19 protein-coding genes are annotated in these 21,729 nt (G+C 63.2%); 10 read left to right on the plus strand and 9 right to left on the minus strand.

The window, feature by feature from the left end; genetic code table 11:
- Positions 1-14: 14 nt before the first annotated feature.
- The 3 genes from coaE to BMW89_RS15230 are packed head-to-tail and all read right to left on the minus strand — an operon-like array spanning position 15 to position 2,094.
- Positions 15-614, minus strand: coding sequence for a dephospho-CoA kinase (coaE, locus tag BMW89_RS15220; RefSeq protein WP_092028056.1), 600 nt, complete (start codon positions 612-614; stop codon positions 15-17).
- Between the two features lie 23 nt (positions 615-637).
- Positions 638-1,246 carry a Maf family nucleotide pyrophosphatase gene (locus BMW89_RS15225; RefSeq protein ID WP_092027673.1) on the minus strand — a complete coding sequence of 203 codons (609 nt, stop codon included), beginning with the start codon at positions 1,244-1,246 and terminating at the stop codon, positions 638-640.
- 8 nt (positions 1,247-1,254) lie between these two features.
- The gene (locus tag BMW89_RS15230; protein WP_092027675.1) at positions 1,255-2,094 is read right to left on the minus strand and encodes a pyruvate, water dikinase regulatory protein; all 840 of its coding nucleotides are present in this window, start codon (positions 2,092-2,094) and stop codon (positions 1,255-1,257) included.
- A 455-nt stretch (positions 2,095-2,549) separates the two neighbouring features.
- Between BMW89_RS15230 and hemJ the strand changes: the two genes are divergently transcribed.
- From hemJ to BMW89_RS15270, 7 genes are all read left to right on the plus strand, one after another.
- On the plus strand, positions 2,550-2,984 hold the full coding sequence (gene hemJ / locus BMW89_RS15240; protein WP_092027679.1) for a protoporphyrinogen oxidase HemJ: 435 nt from the start codon (positions 2,550-2,552) through the stop codon (positions 2,982-2,984).
- Positions 2,985-3,233: 249 nt separating this feature from the next.
- A complete protein-coding gene (gene rho / locus BMW89_RS15245) occupies positions 3,234-4,499 on the plus strand; it encodes a transcription termination factor Rho (protein WP_092027681.1) in 1,266 nt (421 codons plus the stop codon).
- Positions 4,500-4,813: 314 nt separating this feature from the next.
- Positions 4,814-6,139 carry a tRNA uridine-5-carboxymethylaminomethyl(34) synthesis GTPase MnmE gene (gene mnmE, locus BMW89_RS15250; RefSeq protein ID WP_092027683.1) on the plus strand — a complete coding sequence of 442 codons (1,326 nt, stop codon included), beginning with the start codon at positions 4,814-4,816 and terminating at the stop codon, positions 6,137-6,139.
- Between the two features lie 471 nt (positions 6,140-6,610).
- Positions 6,611-8,491, plus strand: a complete 1,881-nt coding sequence (gene mnmG / locus BMW89_RS15255; protein ID WP_092027685.1) for a tRNA uridine-5-carboxymethylaminomethyl(34) synthesis enzyme MnmG — start codon at positions 6,611-6,613, stop codon at positions 8,489-8,491.
- 150 nt (positions 8,492-8,641) lie between these two features.
- Positions 8,642-9,274, plus strand: coding sequence for a 16S rRNA (guanine(527)-N(7))-methyltransferase RsmG (gene rsmG, locus BMW89_RS15260; protein WP_244547605.1), 633 nt, complete (start codon positions 8,642-8,644; stop codon positions 9,272-9,274).
- A gap of 29 nt (positions 9,275-9,303) precedes the next feature.
- On the plus strand, positions 9,304-10,158 hold the full coding sequence (locus BMW89_RS15265; RefSeq protein ID WP_092027689.1) for a ParA family protein: 855 nt from the start codon (positions 9,304-9,306) through the stop codon (positions 10,156-10,158).
- 95 nt (positions 10,159-10,253) lie between these two features.
- Positions 10,254-11,141, plus strand: coding sequence for a ParB/RepB/Spo0J family partition protein (locus tag BMW89_RS15270; RefSeq protein ID WP_177196066.1), 888 nt, complete (start codon positions 10,254-10,256; stop codon positions 11,139-11,141).
- Between the two features lie 173 nt (positions 11,142-11,314).
- Here the strand turns inward: BMW89_RS15270 and holA are convergent, their stop codons facing one another.
- The 3 genes from holA to leuS form a co-directional block, all read right to left on the minus strand.
- Positions 11,315-12,343: a DNA polymerase III subunit delta gene (holA, locus tag BMW89_RS15280; RefSeq protein WP_092027696.1), complete on the minus strand. Its 1,029-nt coding sequence runs from the start codon at positions 12,341-12,343 to the stop codon at positions 11,315-11,317.
- A gap of 64 nt (positions 12,344-12,407) precedes the next feature.
- Entirely contained in the window at positions 12,408-12,959 is a 552-nt protein-coding gene (gene lptE / locus BMW89_RS15285) for an LPS assembly lipoprotein LptE (RefSeq protein WP_092027698.1), read from the minus strand.
- Positions 12,946-15,582 (minus strand): leucine--tRNA ligase, encoded by a 2,637-nt coding sequence (gene leuS, locus BMW89_RS15290; protein ID WP_092027701.1) that lies wholly within the window; start codon positions 15,580-15,582, stop codon positions 12,946-12,948. The genes lptE and leuS overlap by 14 nt, the downstream gene beginning before the upstream one ends.
- 193 nt (positions 15,583-15,775) lie before the next feature.
- On the opposite strand from leuS, the gene BMW89_RS15295 reads away from it, so the two are divergent.
- A complete protein-coding gene (locus tag BMW89_RS15295) occupies positions 15,776-16,816 on the plus strand; it encodes a GGDEF domain-containing protein (protein WP_177196088.1) in 1,041 nt (346 codons plus the stop codon).
- On the opposite strand, the gene BMW89_RS15300 is transcribed toward BMW89_RS15295, so the two are convergent.
- The gene (locus tag BMW89_RS15300) at positions 16,817-18,514 is read right to left on the minus strand and encodes a sensor domain-containing diguanylate cyclase (protein WP_177196067.1); all 1,698 of its coding nucleotides are present in this window, start codon (positions 18,512-18,514) and stop codon (positions 16,817-16,819) included. It abuts the gene before it with no gap.
- Between the two features lie 109 nt (positions 18,515-18,623).
- Here BMW89_RS15300 and BMW89_RS15305 point away from each other — a divergent pair, with 109 nt between their 5' ends.
- Complete coding sequence (locus tag BMW89_RS15305) at positions 18,624-19,313, plus strand: YggS family pyridoxal phosphate-dependent enzyme (protein WP_092027705.1); 690 nt, start codon at positions 18,624-18,626, stop codon at positions 19,311-19,313.
- Positions 19,314-19,446: 133 nt separating this feature from the next.
- Here the strand turns inward: BMW89_RS15305 and BMW89_RS15310 are convergent, their stop codons facing one another.
- Positions 19,447-20,232: a 2-keto-4-pentenoate hydratase gene (locus tag BMW89_RS15310; protein ID WP_092027707.1), complete on the minus strand. Its 786-nt coding sequence runs from the start codon at positions 20,230-20,232 to the stop codon at positions 19,447-19,449.
- A gap of 6 nt (positions 20,233-20,238) precedes the next feature.
- Positions 20,239-20,808, minus strand: coding sequence for a L,D-transpeptidase family protein (locus tag BMW89_RS15315; protein ID WP_177196089.1), 570 nt, complete (start codon positions 20,806-20,808; stop codon positions 20,239-20,241).
- Between the two features lie 202 nt (positions 20,809-21,010).
- Here BMW89_RS15315 and BMW89_RS15320 point away from each other — a divergent pair, with 202 nt between their 5' ends.
- A complete protein-coding gene (locus BMW89_RS15320) occupies positions 21,011-21,697 on the plus strand; it encodes a response regulator transcription factor (RefSeq protein ID WP_008142830.1) in 687 nt (228 codons plus the stop codon).
- Positions 21,698-21,729 lie beyond the last annotated feature (32 nt).

Here is a 21,729-nt window from a genome sequence, read left to right on the forward strand (position 1 = left end):
TTTAAGGCGGCGAATCAGGTTCGCCGCTGCGGCATCTTAACGACCTCGGCCAGGATGTGCGTGATTTGGGCGCGCACGGGTTCAAGTCCGTGTGACGTATCCACTACGAAATCGGCCCGCTTGCGCTTCTCGGCATCCGGCGTCTGCTTGGCGATGATGGCATCGAGTTTTGCTTCATCCATCGTGCCGCGCGCCAGCACCCGCTCGCGCTGAACCTTTGGCGAGGTCGAGACAACGACCACGGCATCGACCCGTTTCTCGCCGCCGGTTTCAAACAGCAGCGGAATATCCAGAACCACGACCGGCGCCTTGGCCGCTTCCGCGTCGGCGAAGAATTTTTGCCGGGAGGCACCGAGCATTGGATGGACGATCTGCTCGAGCTGCTTGATCCCGGCGGGATCGTGCACGACACGCGCCGAGAGCTTTGGCCGGTCAACCTTGCCGTTGACGGTGGTGCCTGGGAAAGCGGCCTCGATCGCAGGCGCGGCCTCGCCCTCGTAGAGCTGGTGGACGGCAGCATCGGCGTCGTAGACGGGCACGCCGGCTTCCGCGAACAATTTTGCGGTGGTGGATTTGCCCATCCCGATCGAGCCGGTCAGTCCCAGGATCCGCATCAGCGCCCAGCCATTTTTATCGTTCACACCGCAATTAGCTGCTCGCTGCGCAGGAACGCAAGCAGCGGCAGCAGCGGCAGGCCGAGAATGGTGAAATGGTCGCCCTCGATGCGCTCGAACAAATGAATGCCGAGACCTTCGAGCTGATAGGCGCCCACACTCGTTGTCACGGCATCGCCGGCGGCATCGAGATAGGCTGAAAGCCCCGCCTCGGTCATTTTTCGCACAGTCATGCGGGCCACCGAGACGTCCTCGAAAACAATTTCGCCGTCATGCGCGACGGCCACCGCGGAATTCAGCTCATGGATATGGCCGGCGAGATCCCGCAATTGCGCCAGCGCCTGCGCGCGGCCGGCGGGCTTGTTGAAGAGACGATCGCCGAGCGCCAGCGTCTGGTCGGCGCCGATCACATAGCTCCCGGGACGATTCGCCGAGACCGCCTTGGCCTTCTCACGCGCCAGCAGCAGGCCGATCTCGCGCGGATTGGAAAGTTTGGAAGCGGCCTGAATGCCGCGCTCGTCGATATCGGCCGTCACAGCCTCGAATTCGAGCCCGGCATTGGCCAGCAGTATTTTGCGCGCGCTGCTTTGCGAAGCCAGGATCAACGGAGATGTGCCGAGCCACAGACCCATCGCGAAAACTATTCCGTGGGCCGATTGCGCTGACGGTCACTGTAGAGCTTCATGATCGCGGCCGCCGTTTCCTCGATCGAGCGACGCGTGACGTCGAGCAGCGGCCAGTCGTGCTTGGCGCTCAGCTTGCGGGCGAACGCGACCTCCTCGGCGACCAACTGCTTGTCGGTGTAGGAGTCGCTGCTGGAATCGGCGCCCATCGAGAGCAGACGGTTCTGCCGGACCTGGATCAGCCGTTCCGGCGTGGCATGCAGGCTGACCACCAGCGGCCGCGTCAGCGTCTCCAATTGCGCGGGCACCGGAATGCCCGGAACCAGTGGCACATTGGCGGTGCGAATGCCGCGATTGGCGAGATAGATCGACGTCGGTGTCTTCGAGGTGCGGGACACGCCGACCAACACCACATCGGCATCGTCGAGACCTTCGACGTGCTGACCGTCGTCATGGATCATCGTGTAGTTGAGCGCGTCGATGCGCTTGAAATATTCCGCGTTGAGGACGTGCTGGGCGCCGACACGACCCGTCGTGGCAGCGCCGAGATAGGCTTCGAACAGTTGCATCACCGGACCGATGATCGACAGGCTCGGAACGTTGATGCCCTTGCACTTGTCCTCGAGCCGGGAGACCAGATCCTTCTCCAGCAGTGTGAACAGAACAATCCCCGGCGCCTCCTCGATCTCGTCGAGCACACGGTCGAGCTGCTTCTGGCTACGCACCAGCGGATAGACATGCTCGACCGGGGTGACATTGGCGTACTGCGCCGCGACGGCGCGTGCGACCGTAATCAGCGTCTCGCCGGTGGAGTCGGAGACCAGGTGGAGATGGAAATAATTGGTCGAGGTCGGCACAAAAACTCTTTGTATGAGGACGGTGTGGTCTGTGGATTTCTGTGGAGCTTAACCCCTTGGAAAGGGATGTGCGACACCAGCGGCGGGATAAGTGCCGATTTTGTTCACACCACTGCCCATCAGGATAAGTCTGAGGGGCTGCCGAGAGGGAAACGGGATTGTGCGGACAACCCGCTTGATAAGCCACCGACAGAGACGCGCAAGCCTTTGAAGCTGGCCAACTTATCGAAAGCCGCCAGGGCTGCCCGGGATATGTGGATGGATGTGAACAAGCGCGCGTGAACGTGCGGATGGAATCTTGTGAGTCAAATCCACGGTCACATAGACTCAAACCTTAAGAATCTAAGATTCTTATTTGAGGAAGGCGCTACGGACGGATAAGTGTGCAGGGTAAGACCTTAACGAGTTCTTACTATCCCCAGTTCCATTCGCTGGCAGCAATCCGGGCGCAGAACATGTTCGAAGACGTCTATCTCTGGATCAAGGCGCTGCATGTAATCGCCGTCATCTCCTGGATGGCGGGCATGCTCTATCTGCCGCGGTTGTTCGTTTACCACTGCGAAGCCGAAATTGGCTCGAAGCAGTCGGAAACATTCAAGGTGATGGAGCGCCGGCTGCTCAAGGCCATCATCAACCCCGCCATGATCGTCACCTGGCTCTTCGGGCTCTACCTCGCCTGGTCCGGCCATTGGTTCACATTCGGCTGGCTGCACGTAAAACTGGCACTGGTCCTGGCGATGTCCGCGGTCCACGGCTTTTTTTCCCGCTGGGTGAAGGACTTTGCCGCCGATCGGCGCCCGCGGAGCCAGAAATTCTATCGGATTATCAATGAGGTGCCGACCGTTCTGATGATTTTGATCGTCATCATGGTGATCGTGAAGCCGTTCTAGGCAGGGATCGTGAACGATCGCTCAGCGCTTCGGCTTGCGGAGTGGGAAGCGATTTTCTATATTGGGGACATCCCACCCAACGCAGGCGGATGTGGTTGTGTCTGAGCTTTCCAGAGGCCGGACACCCCATCAGGTTTGAAGCCTCACCGGCACTCACCTTGCCAGACCTGCGGACCTTATCTTTCTGACGTCCGCATTTCAGAGCCTCCTCGCACCCCCTCCCTTAGGTTACCCCACAGGACCACCCCAATGCGGGAAATTAAACTCCAGGACCTCAAGTCGAAAACTCCGGCCGAGCTCGTCTCGTTCGCGGAAGAGCACGGGGTCGAGAACGCCAGCACGATGCGCAAGCAGGAACTGCTGTTCGCCATCCTCAAGCAGCTGGCGCTGGCCGAAACCGATATCGTCGGTGAGGGCGTCGTCGAGGTGCTCTCCGACGGCTTCGGCTTCCTCCGCTCGCCCGATGCGAATTATCTGCCGGGCCCGGATGACATTTACGTTTCGCCCTCGCAGATCCGCCGTTTTGGCCTGCGCACCGGCGACACCATCGAAGGCCACATCCGCAGCCCGAAAGAGGGCGAGCGCTATTTTGCGCTGCTGAAGGTCAACACGCTCAATTTCGAGGACCCGGAAAAGGCCAAGCACAAGGTCAATTTCGACAACCTCACGCCGCTGTTTCCGAATCAGCGTTTCCGCATGGAAATCGACGATCCGACCCGGAAAGACCTGTCTGCAAGAGTGATCGACATCGTCGCGCCGATCGGCAAGGGCCAGCGCGCGCTGATCGTCGCGCCGCCGCGCACGGGTAAAACCGTGCTGATGCAGAACATCGCACATTCGATCGCGCACAATCATCCCGAATGCTATCTGATCGTGCTCTTGATCGACGAACGTCCGGAAGAAGTCACGGACATGCAGCGCTCGGTGAAGGGCGAGGTCGTGTCGTCGACCTTCGACGAGCCCGCCGTGCGTCACGTCCAGGTCGCCGAGATGGTGATCGAAAAAGCAAAACGCCTGGTCGAGCATGGTCGCGACGTCGTCATCCTGCTCGATTCGATCACGCGCCTCGGCCGCGCCTACAACACTGTGGTGCCGTCATCCGGAAAGGTGCTGACCGGCGGTGTCGACGCCAACGCGCTCCAGCGCCCGAAGCGGTTCTTCGGCGCTGCTCGTAACATCGAGGAGGGCGGCTCGCTGACCATCATCGCGACCGCGCTGGTCGATACCGGCAGCCGCATGGACGAAGTCATCTTCGAAGAGTTCAAGGGCACCGGTAACTCCGAGCTGATCCTCGACCGCAAGGTCTCGGACAAGCGGACCTTCCCGGCGATCGACATCTCCCGCTCCGGCACCCGCAAGGAGGAGCTCATCACCGATCCGCTGGTCCTGAAGAAGATGTACGTGCTCCGCCGCATCCTGAACCCGATGGGGACGATGGACGGAATCGACTTCCTGCTCGACAAGCTGCGCTCGACCAAGAGCAATTCGGAGTTCTTCGACTCGATGAACACCTGATTGCGGTGCAGCATGAGATCAGAGGGCGCCTTCGGGCGCCCTTTTTCTTTGTGCGGCTTTGCTGCGGGGAAGGTGCAGCATAGCGGCTAGTCGGGGCGCCAAGCCGGATTTCTGGGAAGCTGTTGATATATCTTCATAATAATTGGCTCGAGGGAAAACCGGTCGAGCCCGGGCGAAGAGTTTTGCAGCAAATTCGGCGGGTTATATTGCAGTGCAATATCGTAATTGCTGCAGGCTGGAGCGCAGCAAAATGGGCGTTGCAGCCGCCTGGAATGGGCCGTTTGCCTTTTCCGCGCCAGCCAGACAAATAAGCCATGCATCCGCGAGACCAGACTATCTTTGCGCTGTCGTCCGGCCGTGCGCCGAGCGCGATTGCCGTGGTGCGCGTCTCGGGCCCGCAAGCCGGCCTGGTGCTGACGACGCTCGCAGGCAAGTTGCCGGCGCCGAGGCAAGCCAGCCGCCGGCTGCTCCGCGATGGTGCGAGCCAGCCGATCGACGACGCGGTCGTGCTCTGGTTTCCGGGGCCGGCAAGCGCGACCGGCGAGGACGTCGCCGAATTTCATGTCCACGGCGGGCGGGCGGTGCTGTCGTCGCTCCTTGGAGCTATTTCTGATATTCCAAATTCTCGTGCGGCCGAGCCCGGCGAGTTCACCCGGCGCGCGTTCGAGAACGGCAAGCTCGATCTCACCGAAGCCGAGGGCCTCGACGATCTCATCCACGCTGACACTGACCGCCAACGGCGGCAGGCGCTGCGGCAGTTGAAGGGCCTGCTCGGCGACCGCGCGCGCGACTGGCGCGAGCGCATTATCGAGGCATCAGCGCTGATCGAGGCTGGCATCGATTTTTCCGATGAGGGCGATGTACCTGCCGAATTGCGGGCGCCGGCGGTCAAGGCGATCAAAGCCCTGCATGACGAAATTGCAAAAGTCCTTGCGGCACAGGGACAAGCTGAACGCTTGCGCGACGGCTTGGTGGTTGCGATCGCCGGTCCGCCGAACGTCGGCAAATCGACGCTGATGAATCAGCTCGCGCGCCGCGAGGTCGCGATCGTCTCGCCGCATGCCGGCACCACGCGCGACGTGATCGAGGTGCAGCTCGATCTCGACGGCTATCCCGTCACGGTGATCGACACGGCCGGTATTCGCGAGACCGATGATCCCGTGGAGCAGGAGGGTGTACGCCGGGCACGGGCGCGGGCCGAGGATGCCGACCTGGTGCTGTGGCTCACGGGTCCCGAGGAGAAGATCGAAGAGCGAGCGACCGGGACCGCGCCGGTCTGGATGGTCCGCAACAAGATCGATCTCGGCGTCTCGGCGGTCGGGATGGACGCCGACAGGTCCTTCGCGATCTCAGCGTGGCGAGGGGACGGATTGCCGGAGCTGATCAATGCGCTGGTCGAATTTGCGGCCGAGTTCTTTGGAACCAGCGAGGGCGCCCTGGTGACCCGAACCCGCCAACGGGATCTCTTGCATCGGGCATCAGACAGCTTGCGCCGAAGCCTGGAGCTTGTAGAAGACGGCGAGGAACTCGCCGCCGAAGAGCTGCGCGCCGCCGCCTATGCCCTGGGCCGGTTGTTGGGTCGGGTGGATGTCGAGGACGTCCTGGGGGCCATTTTCCAGAAATTCTGCATCGGAAAGTAGCGCTAGTTCTTCAATGTAGAACTAGCGCTTGTTCCATTGTTTGTGTTTCACGTGAAACGTGACTGGGGCGCGGTTCCAAGCTGTTTCACGTGAAATACGGCTGATTTGACTCCGGCAGCGCGAGCGGCGGTGGTTGGGAGCGGAGCGCGCCCCAAACTCGTCATTGCGAGGGGCCCTGGCGACGAAGCAATCCAGGCTGGTTCCGCGGAAAGATTCTGGATTGCTTCGCTACGCTCGCAATGACGGAGTTCGCAGCGGTAGCGCCAAATTGACGGCTCAAACCATTCCGTCCCGCGCGAGCTAATTGTTTCACGTGAAACAGTAGTCGGTTTAACGTGCTCTCTACTGTGCATGGGGTTGTTTTCGTAAAAATGAGTTCCGCTACCCCGCCCGCGTCCCGTTTCACGTGAAACAACCGCCTCACCCAGTTTCCACTTCCGGCTTTTCCGGCTCTGGGATAGAAGTCCGCCCATGCGACCAGAGCGAGAGAGTTTCGACGTCATCGTGATTGGCGGTGGCCACGCCGGCTGTGAGGCTGCGGCGGCGTCCGCTCGGATGGGCGCGGCCACCGCTCTGGTGACGCATCGTTTCGCGACCATCGGCGCGATGTCCTGCAACCCCGCGATCGGTGGCCTCGGCAAGGGTCATCTGGTCCGTGAAGTCGACGCTCTCGACGGTCTGATGGGCCGGGTGGGCGATGCCGGCGGCATTCAGTTTCGCGTCCTCAATCGCCGGAAGGGTCCCGCTGTCCGTGGTCCGCGGGCTCAGGCGGACCGGAAGCTCTATGCCGCTGCCATGCAGGCCGCGATCGGTGAGACCGAGGGTCTTTCGGTCATCGAAGGCGAGGCGGATGAGCTGATCGTTGTCGAGGGACGGGTGACCGGACTGCGCCTGGCGGACGGCCGGGAGCTTCGGGCAGGGGCGATTATCGTCACCACCGGCACCTTTCTTCGCGGTCTGATCCACCTCGGCGAGAAAAATTGGCCCGCCGGCCGCGTCGGTGAAGCGCCGGCCATGGGCCTTTCGACCTCCTTCGAGCGCGCCGGTTTCACTCTTGGGCGGCTCAAGACGGGGACGCCGCCGCGCCTGGACGGCAGCACGATCGACTGGTCCGCGGTTGAAATGCAGCCCGGAGACGAGCCGCCGGAGCCGTTCTCGGTGATGACCGAGCGGATCACGACCCCGCAGATCCAGTGCGGCATCACACGGACGACCTCCGCGACCCATGAGGTGATCCGGGCCAACGTGCATCGCTCCCCGATGTACTCCGGCCAGATCAAGAGCTCCGGGCCGCGCTATTGCCCCTCCATCGAGGACAAGATCGTCCGGTTTGGCGATCGCGACGGCCATCAGATCTTTCTGGAGCCAGAAGGGCTCGACGATACGACCGTCTATCCCAACGGTATCTCGACTTCGCTGCCGGAAGAAGTTCAGCAAGCGATCCTCTTCAGCATTCCGGGCCTGGAGCGGGTCAAAATGGTCCGTCCGGGCTACGCCATCGAATACGACCACATCGATCCCCGTGAGCTCGATCCGACCCTCCAGACCAAGCGTCTGCGCGGTCTGTTCCTGGCCGGGCAGATCAATGGCACTACCGGATATGAAGAAGCCGCCGGACAGGGCATCGTGGCCGGTCTGAACGCGGCTTTGGCCGCCAGCGGGGCCGCTTTGACCGTGTTCGACCGTGCAGACGGCTATCTCGGGGTGATGATCGATGACCTCGTCACCCGCGGGATCAGCGAGCCCTATCGGATGTTCACCTCCAGGGCCGAGTACCGGCTGACGCTGAGGGCCGACAACGCCGATCAGCGCCTGACCGAGAAGGGCATCGCTTTGGGGTGCGTCGGCAGCGCCCGGACGCAGCATCATCGGGCCAAGATGGAGGCCCTGAACGCTGCCAGGGCGCTCTCGAAGTCGCTGACGATCACTCCGAACGAGGCGATCAAGCACGGCCTGACCTTGAACCGGGATGGCCAGCGCCGATCGGCCTTCGAGCTGATGGCCTATCCTGATATCGGCTGGAGCCAGGTCCGCGCGATTTGGCCGGAGCTGTCGACCATCGACCCCGTTATCGCCACCCATCTCGAGATCGACGCCAAGTACGACGCCTATCTGGAGCGCCAGAGTGCCGACGTCGAAGCCTTCAGGCGCGACGAAGGGATGGTGCTGTCTGAGGTCGATTACAGCCTCGTCCCCGGTCTCTCCAATGAGGTTCGCGCCAAGCTTGAGAAGGCGCGACCGTTCACGGTTGGCCAGGCTGGCCGGATCGACGGCATGACGCCGGCGGCACTCGGTATCCTCGCGGCCTATCTCCGCCGTGAGGCTCGAAAGACTTCCAAAGCAATCGCATAGGCGTTTCACGTGAAACAGCGCGGACCTGGCGGGGACAAACCGCTATCGCGACGACCCGGAGTGGGCGAGGGCGTCATTCATCGACCGGAGCCCGAGCCGGCCCGGCCGAAGATCGACAAGGCCAGCGCCAACGATCGGTCGCTCGATGCCATCATCGCCGCCGACAAACGCGCAGCGCTGAAGCTCGCGCCCGTTTCACATGAAACGGAAGCCCGGCTCGATCGCTATATCGCGCTGCTCCGGGAGTGGCAGGCCAAGACCAATCTGGTCGCGCCCTCGACCTTGCCAAACCTCTGGACCCGGCACATCGCCGACTCGCTTCAGCTCGTCGATCTCGCGCCCACGGCAAAGCGCTGGGCCGACCTCGGCAGCGGCGGCGGGTTTCCCGGCGTCGTCTTGGCTTGTGCGATGGCTTTGATGTCGGGCGCGAGCGTCCATCTCGTCGAGAGGACCGCCAAGAAGGCTGCGTTTTTGCGCGAAGCGATCCGCGTCACCACATCTCCGGGAGTCGTACATCTCGCTGAGATCGGGGATAATGTGGATAGAATCACCGGTCCCGTCGATTGCGTCACCGCGCGCGCGCTGGCTCCGCTACATCAACTCATCGGCTTTGCGGAGCCGCTGATGCGCCAGGGCGCAAAGGCGTTATTTCTCAAAGGTCAAGATGTAGAGGCTGAATTGACCGAAGCCGCTAAATATTGGAATATTCAGCCACAGCTCCACCAAAGCCGTACCGGTGATGGTTGGATCGTCGAGCTGACTTCCGTCCAACGGCGCGGCTGAGGCGTTCAGGGGTTGAGTGGGGAATTTCGATGACCGCGATTGACGAACCGCAGCAAGGACAGGCCTCCGAGGTCCCGCAGGGACACCCGCGCATCCTGGCGCTGGCGAATCAGAAGGGCGGCGTGGGAAAAACAACCACAGCGATCAACCTCGGCACGGCGCTCGCGGCGATTGGCGAGCGCGTCCTGATCGTCGATCTCGATCCGCAAGGCAATGCCTCGACCGGCCTCGGCATCGATCGCCGCAACCGCTCCTGCTCGACCTATGATGTGCTGATCGGCGAGGCGAGCCTGCGCGAAGCGGTGGTGTTGACCGCGGTGCCGCGGCTGCACATCGCGCCCTCGACCATGGACCTCTCCGGCCTCGAGCTCGAGCTCGGCACCACGCCCGGTCGTGCGTACAAGCTGCGCGACGCGATCAGCGCGCTCAACAACAACGTCTCGCCCGATGCCGATTACACCTACGTGCTGATCGACTGCCCGCCATCGCTCAACTTGATCACCGTGAATGCGATGGCCGCGTCGGACGCAATCCTGGTGCCGCTCCAGTGCGAGTTCTTCGCGCTCGAAGGTCTGTCGCAATTGCTGCAGACGGTGGAGCAGGTGCGCTCGACGCTCAATCCGACCCTGTCGATCCACGGCATCGTGCTGACCATGTTCGACTCGCGCAACAACCTCTCGAACCAGGTTGTCGCCGACGTCCGGCAGTTCATGGGCGAGAAGGTCTACAAGACCATGATCCCGCGCAACGTGCGCATCTCGGAGGCGCCGTCCTACGGCAAGCCGGTGCTGGTCTACGATCTCAAATGCGTCGGCAGCGAAGCCTATTTGCGGCTCGCCACGGAAGTGATCCAGCGCGAGCGCGAGCTGCGCGTCACGCATTGACGATGCCGTAGGGTCGGTTAGCCGAAGGCGTAACCCACCCTCCGATTCGAAATTCAGTTCTGGAGTGCTGCACCGTGAATCCAAGGGAGCTGGCGATGGCCGACGAAGCGCGTTCGCGACTGGGCCGGGGTCTTGCAAGTCTGATCGGTGATGTCGGCGGCGAGGCGCAGCATGTCGATCGTCCGCGCGCACAGCGCAAGGTGCCGATCGAATTCATCAAGCCCAATCCGCGCAACCCTCGCCGCACCTTTTCGGACACCGAGCTCAAAGAGCTCAGCGAGTCCATCAAGCAGCACGGTGTGATCCAGCCGATCGTGGTGCGGCCGGTGAAGGGCACGCACGATCGCTTTGAGATCATCGCCGGCGAACGGCGCTGGCGCGCCTCGCAAATGGCCGGTCTGCACGACGTGCCGATCGTGCCGATCGACATCAGCGACAGCGATGCGCTGGAATTCGCGATCGTCGAGAACGTGCAGCGCGAAGATCTCAACCCGATGGAAGAGGCGCTAGGCTATCATGCGCTCGCCAACGAGTTCAAACGGAGCCAGGACGACATTGCAAAGGTCGTCGGCAAGAGCCGCAGCCACATCGCCAACATGATGCGGCTGACGAAGCTGCCGGCCGAGGTGCAGGCGCTGATCACGAGCGGCGAGCTGAGCGCCGGCCACGCCCGCGCGCTGATCGGCGTGCCCGATCCGCTCGCCTCTGCCAAGCGCATCGTCGAGGAGGGTCTTAACGTCCGCCAGGCCGAAGCGCTCGCGCATGAAGAGGGCGTGCCGGAGCGCAAGCCGCAAAAGGCGCGTGCCACCGGCGGTAAGGAAAAGGACGCCGATACGGTCGATCTCGAAAAGCGCGTCAGCGATGCGCTCGGCCTCAAGGTCACCGTCAGTCACCGCGATCCCGGCGGCTCGGTGCAGATCAACTACCGCAACCTCGATCAGCTCGACGAGGTAATGAAGCGGCTCGCGAAGGGCGCGCTGTAGCCGCACCCTCGGTGTCGTCCTGGCGAACTTCGCGGGGACGACAGTGGAGTGTGTGGTACGCACGTCCGTCCACACGTCATTGCGAGCGTAGCGAAGCAATCCAGAATCTTTCCGCGGAGGGATTCTGGATTGCTTCGTCGCAAGGGCTCCTCGCAATGACGGGGAGCGGCAGTTCAGCCGCGCCGCTTCGCGTTCGCGGCGATCGCCATCAGCGTGCGCTGGGCGATGGCGGCGGCCAGCGTCGACTGCTTGCGGGTGTCGAGCGCAGTGGTTGCGAGCTGCTCGATGATGCCGGCGAGCCGCGCCACGCTGAAATTGCGCAGCGCCGTTTCGACCGCCGGCTTTCGTGAAAAGTGCAGCCGCGGATAGCCGCCGTCGAGCACGGTGGACGCCGGCGTGCCGTCGGCTATCGCAAGTGCAGATTTGTGCAGCCATGCCGCCTGGCGCTGCGCCGCGGAGATGATGACGCCGGGATAGGTGCCGGCGATCATGGCCTTCGCGAATTCGGTCTCGACGATATCGGGCCGGCCGGCGAAGGCGCCGTCGACGATCGGATCGAGCTTCAGCTCGGAGGCATCGGCGACCACGGCCATCACATCATCCAGCGTGATCTCGCCCTTGCCATGCGCATAGAGCATGAGCTTGCGCAGCTCGTTGCGTGAGGCCTGGCGGTCGCCGCCGAGGAACGACATCAGCGCTGCACGGGCATCCTGCGCGATGCGCAAATTGGCGATGCGGAGCTCGTCTTCCATCAGCTTGGCGAGGTCACGCTCGGTGTCGGGATAACAGCCGATCGCCACGGCGGTCTTGGCCTTCTCGCAGGCTTTGCGCAGCGGTGACTCCGGGCGGAGCTCGCCGGCCTCGATCACGATGCGGCAATCCTTCACGCCCATCTCGGCCAGCGTATCGACACCGCTGGCAAAGCTGCGCGAGCCGGCGCGAATGCGGATGGCGCGGCGGCCGCCGAACAGCGGCACTGTCATGGCTTCGTCGACGAGGCGCGACGGCTCGGCGGAGAGCTCGTCGCCGTCGAGCTTTACAAGCGAGAAGGGATCGTTGGGATCGTCGACGGCGGAGGCGATCAGCGCATCGGCGCGCTCGCGCACGAGGCCGGCGTCGGGACCGTAGAGCAGGATGATCGGACGGCCCGAATCGGGACGGGCGAGGAAGGCGTCGATCTCTTTTCCGCGTAGCGCGACCATGCCGCCTCAAGCGCGTCATCCGGGGCGCCTTGGGGGCGCGCCGAGATAACGGGAATGAACTGAACTAAGTGCCCGCGGTGAAGAACGAGGCGAGCCGGGTATTGATGTTCTCGGCAATCTCGTTGGCGGCACGATCCTCCGCATCGCGCACGGCGCGGTTGCGGGAGAAGCGCTGGTAGGAACCGGGCATGTCATAGGACACGCGCGAGAACGTGGTGCCGGTCATCACCGACTTGCCGCTCACGACCTCGGTCAGATTGTACTGGCAGTCGATACCGTAGTTTTCACTGGTCGGCAGGCCGGTATTGGGATCCACGATCAGGGACGAACGACTGGACGAGAAACGGATCTCCAGGCGGTGCGTCGGCGGCATGCCCGTGGCCGTGCCGTAGAGCTTGAAGGCGAGGGCGTTGCGGACCTCGACGCCGACGCGGGCCTCGCGGGAGGCATTGGCCTTGTTGATCGGCGGAAGGTCGACCCCCATCAGCTTCTCGCGCAGGCCGGGGGTGCCGTCGGTATGCTCGGCATACATCGGCTGGAAGCAGCCAGCCGTCAGCGCCGCCAGAGCGGCGACCGCCAGCAAGCGGGCTGCGATGCGGATCCTAGCCGACAACATTCACGATCCTCTTGGGGACGATGATCACCTTACGGACGGGCTTGCCATCCAGGGCCAACTTTACCGCATCAAGGGCCAAAACGGCAGCCTCGATTTCCGGATTCTGGGCCGCTGTTGCAACTGTGACCTCGCCCCGCTTCTTGCCGTTGACCTGGACCACCAGGGTCACGCTGTCTTCAACCAGCAAATCGCGTTCGATTTGGGGCCAATTGGCCTCCGAAACCAGCCCGGTCTGACCCAGAACCTGCCAGCACTCCTCGGCGAGGTGCGGCATCATCGGCGAGAACAGCTGGACCAGGATCTGGCTGGCCTCCCGGATCGCCCAGGCGAGGTCGGGGGCGGGTTGGCCGGGGCGCTGGAGCACCTCCGCGAACGTATTGGTGAATTCACGGATATGGGCGAGGCAAACGTTGAAGTGCAACCGTTCGACGCCGGTGGTGACCTTGTCCAGCGCGCCGTGGGCGGCCTTGCGCAGGGAGAGCGCGTCGGCGCCGAACGAAGCCGGCCGGGCCGCGGGGGCAGCCTTGCCGAGTTCCTTGCAAAGGTCCTCGGCATCGTTCACCAGCCGCCACAGCCGCTGCACGAATCGCGAGGCGCCCTGGACGCGTTCGTCGCTCCAGATCACGTCGCGGTCAGGCGGGGAGTCCGACAGCATGAACCAGCGGGCGACGTCGGCGCCGTAGGTCGCGATGATGTCGTCGGGGTCGACCGTGTTCTTCTTCGACTTCGACATCTTCTCGATCGCACCGATCGCGATGTCTTCACCGGTTGTCAGCAGCGTGGCGCGGCGGCCGTTGCCACCAACCTCAATCTTCACCTCGGCGGGCTGCACCCAGCTGCCGTCGGCCTTCTGGTAGGTCTCGTGCACCACCATGCCCTGCGTGAACATGCCGGCGAACGGCTCATCCAGCGCAATGTGCCCGGTCGCCTTCATCGCACGGGTGAAGAAGCGGCTGTAGAGCAGATGCAGGATCGCGTGCTCGACACCACCGATATACTGGTCGACCGGCAGCATCCGGTTGGCGACCTCTGGCGTGGTCGGCGCGTTCTCGTTCCAGGGATCGGTGAAGCGCGCAAAATACCAGGACGAGTCCACGAAGGTGTCCATGGTGTCGGTTTCGCGCAGCGCCTTAGCCCCGCATTTGGGGCAGGTGACGTGCTTCCAGGTCGGGTGATGGTCGAGTGCGTTGCCCGGCTTGTCGAAGCTCACGTCCTCCGGCAGCACCACCGGCAGGTCGGCATCCGGCACCGGCACGACGTCGCATGTCGGACAGTGGATCACCGGAATCGGGCAGCCCCAATAGCGCTGCCGTGAAATACCCCAGTCACGCAGGCGGAAATTGACCTGGCGCTCGCCGACCGGCGCGTTGCCGCGCAGCTCGTTTTCAAGGCGTTTTGCGACTTCGTCCTTGGCCTGATCGATGGTCATGCCGTCGAGGAAGCGGGAATTGATCATGCGGCCGTCACCGTCATAGGCGGTGTTGGTGACGACGAATGTCTTGGGATCCTGGCCCTCGGGGCACACGACGGGAACGTTGCCGAGACCGTATTTGTTGACGAAGTCGAGGTCGCGCTGGTCATGCGCGGGGCAGCCGAAGATCGCGCCGGTGCCGTATTCCATCAGCACGAAGTTGGCGACATAGACCGGCAGCTTCCAGCTCGGATCGAACGGGTGCACCGCGCGAATACCGGTGTCAAAACCCTGTTTCTCCGCGGTGTCGATGATCGACTGTGCGGTGCCGATCTTCTTGATGTCGGCGATGAACTCCGCAAGTTTCGGGTTCTTCGCGGCGGCCGCCTGCGCCAGCGGATGATCCGACGAGATCGCCATGAATTTCGCGCCGAACAGCGTGTCGGGCCGCGTCGTGAAAATCTTCAGCTCGCTCTCGCCGGCAGGCGTCGTCGCCTGATCCAGAGCGAAGCGGACCAGCAAGCCCTCGGAGCGGCCGATCCAGTTGCGCTGCATCAGCCGCACCTTGTCGGGCCAGCGATCAAGGCCATCAAGCGCGGACAGCAGCTCCTGCGAGTACTTCGTGATCTTGAAGACCCACTGGCTCATTTCCCGTTGTTCGACCACGGCACCCGAGCGCCAGCCGCGGCCGTCGATCACCTGCTCGTTGGCGAGCACGGTCATGTCGACCGGATCCCAGTTCAGCTTGCGCTTCTCGCGCTCGGCCAGGCCAGCGCCGAGCATGTCCAGAAACATCTTCTGCTGATGCTTGTAATAGCTGGGGTCGCAGGTCGCGAATTCGCGGGACCAGTCCAGCGACAGCCCGATCGAGCGGAGCTGCTTCTTCATCGCGGCGATGTTGTCGTAGGTCCAGGCTTTAGGGGCCACCTTGCGCTCGATGGCGGCGTTCTCGGCCGGCAGGCCGAATGCGTCCCAGCCCATCGGGTGCAGCACGTTGAACCCCATGGCGCGCTTGAAGCGGGCCAGCACGTCGCCAAGCGTGTAATTGCGGACATGGCCAATATGGATGCGCCCGGACGGGTAGGGGAACATCTCGAGCACATAGTATTTGGGCCGCGAATCGTCGTTCTTCGAGACGAAGATCGCCTGCTGGTCCCAGGCAGCCTGCCAGCGTGGTTCGGAATCGCGGGCGTTATAGCGTTCGGAGGTCATGGAATCGTTGGGTTTTCGTGGATTCGGCCGTCTAAAAGAGGCCGGACTAGGCCATAGAAGTCCTCGGGGGGTCAATGGGTTGCCGCAGGCTGCTGCACCCCGGCAAGGCTGGTCCGCAAAAGTACGGAGCGGCCTATTGGGGTCGGATTAAGGGGTCGGTGCGAGGTTGGCTTTCAACAGCACCCGCCAGGCGATGGATTCAGGCTTCGACGATCTCGATTACGACTATGCCGCGTCCATCGCCGGACGGGCGGTGCGGAGCATGGCCGAGCAGCGGATTCCGCCGACGCCGACCAATTTTGCCGTCTGGTTCCAATATTTCGCAGGCAGCCATGACGATTTGCGCAACGCCATCGATCTCCTGATCGACCACAACCGCCCCTTCGATATCAGGACCAATCAGGATCTGTTTGAGACCTATGTCGCGCCCCAGGCGGCCGCCGCCGGGACGTCGGAGCGGCTGCATGCCCTGATGGGCGCCGCGAAGGAGTTTCTGGCGACCGCGATCGCCGACAACCATTCGCAAATGCAGGCGATCAGCGAGGTTGCCGACCAGGGCAAGGCCGGTGTCGACCCGAAGGCGCTGGTCGCCCAGCTCATGGACGAGCTCGCCCGCGCCGCCACCCGGGCGACGCATCTGGAGGCGGGCTTTGCCGAAAAGGCTCGCGAGCTCGACGTCATCAGAGATTCGCTTTCCAAATCCGAGGAGCGCGCGCGGACCGACACGCTCACGGGGCTGGCGAACCGGCGGGCACTCGATGAGTTTCTGCGCAAGGCGCAGGTGACCGCGGACTGGGGCGAGCCGCTCAGCGTGCTGATGCTCGATATCGACCGCTTCAAGACCTTCAACGACGATTTCGGCCACGGTGTCGGCGACCAGGTGCTGCGCCTGATGGCGAAGGTGCTGCGCGAAAAGGTCCGCGAGCAGGATCTGCCGGCCCGCTATGGCGGCGAGGAGCTGCTCATCGTGATGCCGGGCGCCGATCTTGCCACTTGCGCCGAGACCGCCGAGCGCATCAGGCACGCGATTGCCGAATGCACGATCACGCGCCGCTCGACCGGCGAAATCCTGCCCAGCATTACGGTGTCAATCGGTGTGGCGCAGTATCGTGCGGGCGAGGCGATCACGGATCTCATCGAGCGCTGCGACCGCGCGCTCTATCTCGCTAAGGGCGGCGGCCGCAATCGCGTGGTGACGGAGATCGAGTTCGATCGCGCCGGAGCTGCGGGCTAATCAGCCCGCCATCATGATTTCGGCCGCGCCATTGTCGATCACGGTGATGCCGTGCTCGACGACGTTGTTGCGGCCGCGATGCTTGGCGGCGTAGAGCGCGGCGTCGGCGGCTTCGATCAAATCGCCGGGGCGCAGACTCTCATTCGGCTTCGTCGCGGCGACGCCGATCGAGACGGTGACGATCATGTGGGCGGAGGTGATGTGCGGCAGGCAGAGCCTCAGCACGGCCGCGCGCACCTGCTCGCCAATCGCGACGGCGCGGTTCACATCCGTGTTCGGCAGCAGCAGGCAGAATTCCTCGCCACCATAGCGGGCCGCAAAGCCCATCGTGTCGGCGGCGATGCCGGACAGGGACTCGCCGAGCCTGGTCAGGCAGGAATCGCCTTCGAGATGGCCATAGGTGTCGTTGAACAGTTTGAAGTGATCGACGTCGATCATCAGCAGCGCAAGGTCGCTGTCGTATTGCTGCGCGCGCATCCATTCGAAATCGAGCCGGCTCTGGAAGCCGCGGCGATTGTTGAGCCCCGATAGCATGTCGATCGAGGCCATCACGGTCAGTCGGTCGTTGCTGGCGATCAGCTCGCGCTCGCGCTGGCTGAGCTGCGCGGCCATCGCGTTGAACGCGCGGGCCAGCGGCACGAACTCGGCCGGCAGCCGGTTGCGCGCGGCACGCGCCGACAGATCCCCCTGGCCGAGGCGCTTGGCCATGTCGGCCAGCATCTCGATCGGCTTGATCACGAGCTTCTCGGCGGCGATGAGCGCGCCGAGCAGGACGAACAGGACGACGAAAGCGAGCTGGAGATAGGCGGTGCGGATATCGCGGCTGACCGCCGCGGACACCTTGTCCTCGTCGATGCTGGCGATCAGGCGAGCGTTGGTGCCGGCGATGCGGATATAGCTCACTGCGCGGCGAGAGCCGTCGGCGGCGAGGAAAGAGAGCGAGCCTTCGTCCTGGTCCGACCGCAGCGCCTTGTCGGCAATCGCCGACATCAGCGGCATGTTGTCGAGGGGACGGCCGATCGCGCTGTGCTGGTCAGCCGGTGCGGCCAGCACGGTGCCGGCGCTGTCGACCAGCACGGCAGTGATGCCGGCACGGCCGCCGAGATTGTTCATGACCTTCGACATCCAGTCGAGGTTCACGGTGGCGAGCACGACCGCATCGGCGACGCCGCTGAACGCAGACACCGGGTAAACCGCCATGACGGTCGGTGACGGCACCGGCCGCGACAGGATGAAGTCACTCAGCACGAAACGGCCGGTTTCCTGCGCCTGCTGGAAGTAAGGCCGGTCACTGAGATCGAGGCCGACATACATGTTGTTGGTGGCGCACTGGATGCGGCCGTCCTGGCCGGCGATCAACAGCGTGCGGATCCAGGGCAGGTTCGACGGCAGGCTCGCGCGCAGCACGTCGCAGCTCTTGCTGATGCCGCCGGCGGAGGCGCGGATGAAGGCTTCCGATTTCAGGATGGTCTCGACCGACGAGATCACCTCGCGCTGCGCATCGGCGCTGTGCCTTGCGACGGTGTTGAATTCGGCTGAGGCCTGCGCGATTTGCTTCGCGCGCGCATCCTCGAGGGAACGGACGCGCTCGAACATCAAGGGCGTCACCAGAATCACCGCGAGCAACGCAAGCCGCGCCCGGATTCCGAGAACCTGCTTGAGTTTCGCTCGTTTGCGGTTGAAACTGACGTTTGCCATCTTCGCTACCCACCCCACTGGCCAAGGTAAAGCGAAGGGTTCAAAAACTCTTTCTTTAACTCGGTAAAATTAGAACTAGCTCCGCAACAATCAAGTCCGATCCGAAGTCATGACAGAAGAAAACGCCGCGCCGGTAACCGGCCATTCACCAAACGCGCTCGCCGCGGTCGAGGCCGAGATTGCACGTGCCTGCAAGGAAGCGCGTCGCGATCGCGCCTCCGTCACGCTGATCGCGGTGTCGAAAACTTTCGACGCGGATGCAATTACCCCGGTCATCGCCGCCGGACAGCGCGTATTTGGCGAGAATCGGGTGCAGGAGGCCAAAGGCAAGTGGCCGGCGTTAACGTCCGTTTACCCCGACGTTGTGCTGCATCTGATCGGGCCGCTGCAATCCAACAAGGCGAAAGAAGCGGTGGCGCTGTTCGACGCCATCCATTCGGTCGACCGTCCGAGCATTTGCCAGGCGTTAGCCAAGGAAATCGAATCCCAGAAAAAGCACCCGCAGCTCTTCGTCCAGATCAACACCGGCGAGGAGCCGCAGAAGGCCGGAATCGCGCCCGGCGACGCCGACGCCTTCCTCGCGAGCTGCCGCGACACCTACGGGCTGACGATCTCGGGGTTGATGTGCATCCCGCCGGTCGACGAGCCGCCGGCGGCCCATTTCGCGCTGACCGCCAAGATCGCGGCACGCAATGGCTTGAAAAATCTCTCGATGGGCATGAGCGCGGATTTCGCCACAGCCATCATGTTAGGTGCCACCCATGTGCGCGTGGGGAGCGCGATCTTCGGGCACCGGTAGGAGCCGTTAGCGCCGGTCGCGTCGAGTAACGTTTATTGATTTCGTCATTGCGAGCGCAGCGAAGCAATCCAGAATCTTTCCGCAGCGGCAGTCTGGATTGCTTCGCTACGCTCGCAATGACGGATGGGGCCAGTTACGCGAACCCCACCGACACCTTCCCGAGCACCCCAAAATCCACCGCAAAACGATCGCCGGCCTGGATCGGCAGCGGTGGATGGCATGTGCCTGTCGTCACCACCTCCCCTGCCCGCAAGGTGGTGCCGAGCCCGCGCAGCTCGTTGGCAAGCCAGGCCAAGGCAATTCGGGGATCGCCGAGCACGTTCTTGCCGTGGCCGAGATAGTGCTGGCCGCGCAGCGTGATCTGCGGCCGTTCCTCGACGAGATCCATCGCGCGCCAATTCGCCGATGTCGCCGTGCCCAGCACGAACAGATGGGCGCAGGCATTGTCGGCGATGAGCTGCGCCTCGCCGGCGCCGGCGAAATCGGAAAAGCGCGAATCGGGAATCTCGATCGCGGGATGCAGGCTGTCGACGGCGGCCAGCACCTCATCGACGGCGTAGGGTGCCGCGCGCGGCGGCAGATCGCGGCCCATGCGGAAGGCGAATTCCGGCTCGCCGACGCGCATCTCGTTGCCGCTCATCGACGCGGTGCCGCCATCGGCGATCAATGTGTCGGTCATGATGCGGCCGGCCAGCGGGCCCGCGACATTGATGTGCTTCTGTCCGGACTCGCTCGTCGCCGCGATCTTCCAGCCGAACAGCTTTCCGAGCGATTGCGTTTCGAGCGCGGCCTGGATCGCGTAGCCATCAGCACGGCTCTGTGGCCGCAACCGTGTCTCCAGCGCGTCAATCTTGCTGCCGTCGCGCCAATGTTTCACCAGGACGTGCGAAGCGGTGGCGATCTGATCCTTGTCGAGCATGTGCCCTCACCCGATGATGATTTTTGTTTTTGGTCCCAGCCGCCGCAGCAATTGTAGCATCGCCGCCCTGGTCATGGAGACGCAGCCCGCGGTCGGCCCGAAATTGTCACGGGCCAGATGCAAGAACACCGCGCTGCCGCGGCCGGCGCTGCGCGGTCTGGTGTTGTGGTCGATTTCGATGATGAAGTCATAGAGATGGTCGGCCCGTTTGAGCCGGTCACCGCCCTGCTCCCGGTCGAGCCGGATAGCCTGATTATAATGGCGGTCGTTGGGGTCCTCGCACCAGGCGTCGGTGTCGCCGATGGTCCTTGCCGGCAAGAAAGTCTGCGGCCGGCTGTGCCGGTCGCCCCGCCACCACAATTGCCTGGGATGAAAACTGCCCCTGGGAGTGCCGCCATCGCCCTCGCGCTTGTTCGCCAAAATGCCGCCGCGCCCCAGCGCCACCGGAATTGTCAGCGCGCCGGCCGTCAGCCAGCCCCGGCGCGGATTCCCGGCAGCAGGCTTAACGCGGATCGCGGATACTGGTCCGGAGCGACGATTTCTGTTATAACTGACTGAAGCAGCTTTGTTTTTCATGTGAACGTGCGATGTCGAATTCATTACAGGACATTCATCAAAACGCCCTGCTATTTTGAGTTAGAGTGCTTCTGGCTTGTGAATCGGTAACAGCCCACTACTTCAACACGAACAACAATAATAACGGCGACCTTAAACTTCCCCTCGCGGCTGGGCGCGGCATGCATGCGCGCCGAGCTGGACTCCAAAAGGATGATACCCCATGGCCAATGCCCGCAAGATCCTGATCGTGGATGACGATACCGATCTGCGCGATACGTTGGTGGAGCAATTATCGCTGCACGAAGAATTTGAAGCCTCCGCCGTCGATACCGGCGCCAAGGGTGCCAGCGCCGCAAAGGCCAATTCCCCCGATCTCGTCTTGATGGATGTCGGCCTGCCCGATACCGACGGCCGCGAGGTGGTCCGCTCCCTGCGCAAGGGTGGCTTCAAGGCCCCGATCATCATGCTGACCGGGCATGACACCGATTCCGACACGATTTTGGGCCTGGAATCCGGTGCCAACGACTATGTCGCAAAGCCCTTCCGCTTTGCCGTGCTGCTGGCTCGCATCCGCGCCCAGCTCCGCCAGCACGAGGCCAGCGAGGACGCGGTGTTCTCGGTCGGCCCGTATTCCTTCCGCCCGGGCTCGAAGATGCTGACCGCGGCCAATGCGCGAAAAGTCCGGCTGACCGAGAAGGAAACCGCCATCCTCCGCTTCCTCTACCGGGCCGGCCAGATGCCGGTCTCGCGTGAGACCCTGCTGCAGGAGGTCTGGGGCTACAATTCCGGCGTCACCACCCACACGCTGGAAACCCACATCTACCGCCTGCGCCAGAAGATCGAGAAGGACGCCGCCAACCCGGAGATCCTGGTCACGGAAGCCGGTGGCTACAAGCTGGTGCCGTGATAGGTTCTTTAGGGTCCGCGAATCGTTTTAGA

This window comes from Bradyrhizobium sp. OK095, from assembly GCF_900109945.1.
Taxonomy (GTDB): Bacteria; Pseudomonadota; Alphaproteobacteria; order Rhizobiales; family Xanthobacteraceae; genus Bradyrhizobium.

Bases quoted from the DNA above. Each gene is read 5' to 3' on its own strand.
- mnmE (WP_092027683.1), top strand. From the start codon at position 4,814: ATGCATCCGCGAGACCAGACTATCTTTGCGCTGTCGTCCGGCCGTGCG.
- BMW89_RS15225 (WP_092027673.1), bottom strand. From the start codon at position 1,246: ATGGGTCTGTGGCTCGGCACATCTCCGTTGATCCTGGCTTCGCAAAGC.
- BMW89_RS15315 (WP_177196089.1), bottom strand. From the start codon at position 20,808: ATGAAAAACAAAGCTGCTTCAGTCAGTTATAACAGAAATCGTCGCTCC.
- hemJ (WP_092027679.1), top strand. From the start codon at position 2,550: ATGTTCGAAGACGTCTATCTCTGGATCAAGGCGCTGCATGTAATCGCC.
- BMW89_RS15265 (WP_092027689.1), top strand. From the start codon at position 9,304: ATGACCGCGATTGACGAACCGCAGCAAGGACAGGCCTCCGAGGTCCCG.
- mnmG (WP_092027685.1), top strand. From the start codon at position 6,611: ATGCGACCAGAGCGAGAGAGTTTCGACGTCATCGTGATTGGCGGTGGC.
- BMW89_RS15295 (WP_177196088.1), top strand. From the start codon at position 15,776: ATGGATTCAGGCTTCGACGATCTCGATTACGACTATGCCGCGTCCATC.
- lptE (WP_092027698.1), bottom strand. From the start codon at position 12,959: ATGTTGTCGGCTAGGATCCGCATCGCAGCCCGCTTGCTGGCGGTCGCC.
- coaE (WP_092028056.1), bottom strand. From the start codon at position 614: ATGCGGATCCTGGGACTGACCGGCTCGATCGGGATGGGCAAATCCACC.
- BMW89_RS15310 (WP_092027707.1), bottom strand. From the start codon at position 20,232: ATGCTCGACAAGGATCAGATCGCCACCGCTTCGCACGTCCTGGTGAAA.
- BMW89_RS15305 (WP_092027705.1), top strand. From the start codon at position 18,624: ATGACAGAAGAAAACGCCGCGCCGGTAACCGGCCATTCACCAAACGCG.
- holA (WP_092027696.1), bottom strand. From the start codon at position 12,343: ATGGTCGCGCTACGCGGAAAAGAGATCGACGCCTTCCTCGCCCGTCCC.
- rho (WP_092027681.1), top strand. From the start codon at position 3,234: ATGCGGGAAATTAAACTCCAGGACCTCAAGTCGAAAACTCCGGCCGAG.
- leuS (WP_092027701.1), bottom strand. From the start codon at position 15,582: ATGACCTCCGAACGCTATAACGCCCGCGATTCCGAACCACGCTGGCAG.
- BMW89_RS15270 (WP_177196066.1), top strand. From the start codon at position 10,254: ATGGCCGACGAAGCGCGTTCGCGACTGGGCCGGGGTCTTGCAAGTCTG.
- BMW89_RS15300 (WP_177196067.1), bottom strand. From the start codon at position 18,514: ATGGCAAACGTCAGTTTCAACCGCAAACGAGCGAAACTCAAGCAGGTT.
- BMW89_RS15320 (WP_008142830.1), top strand. From the start codon at position 21,011: ATGGCCAATGCCCGCAAGATCCTGATCGTGGATGACGATACCGATCTG.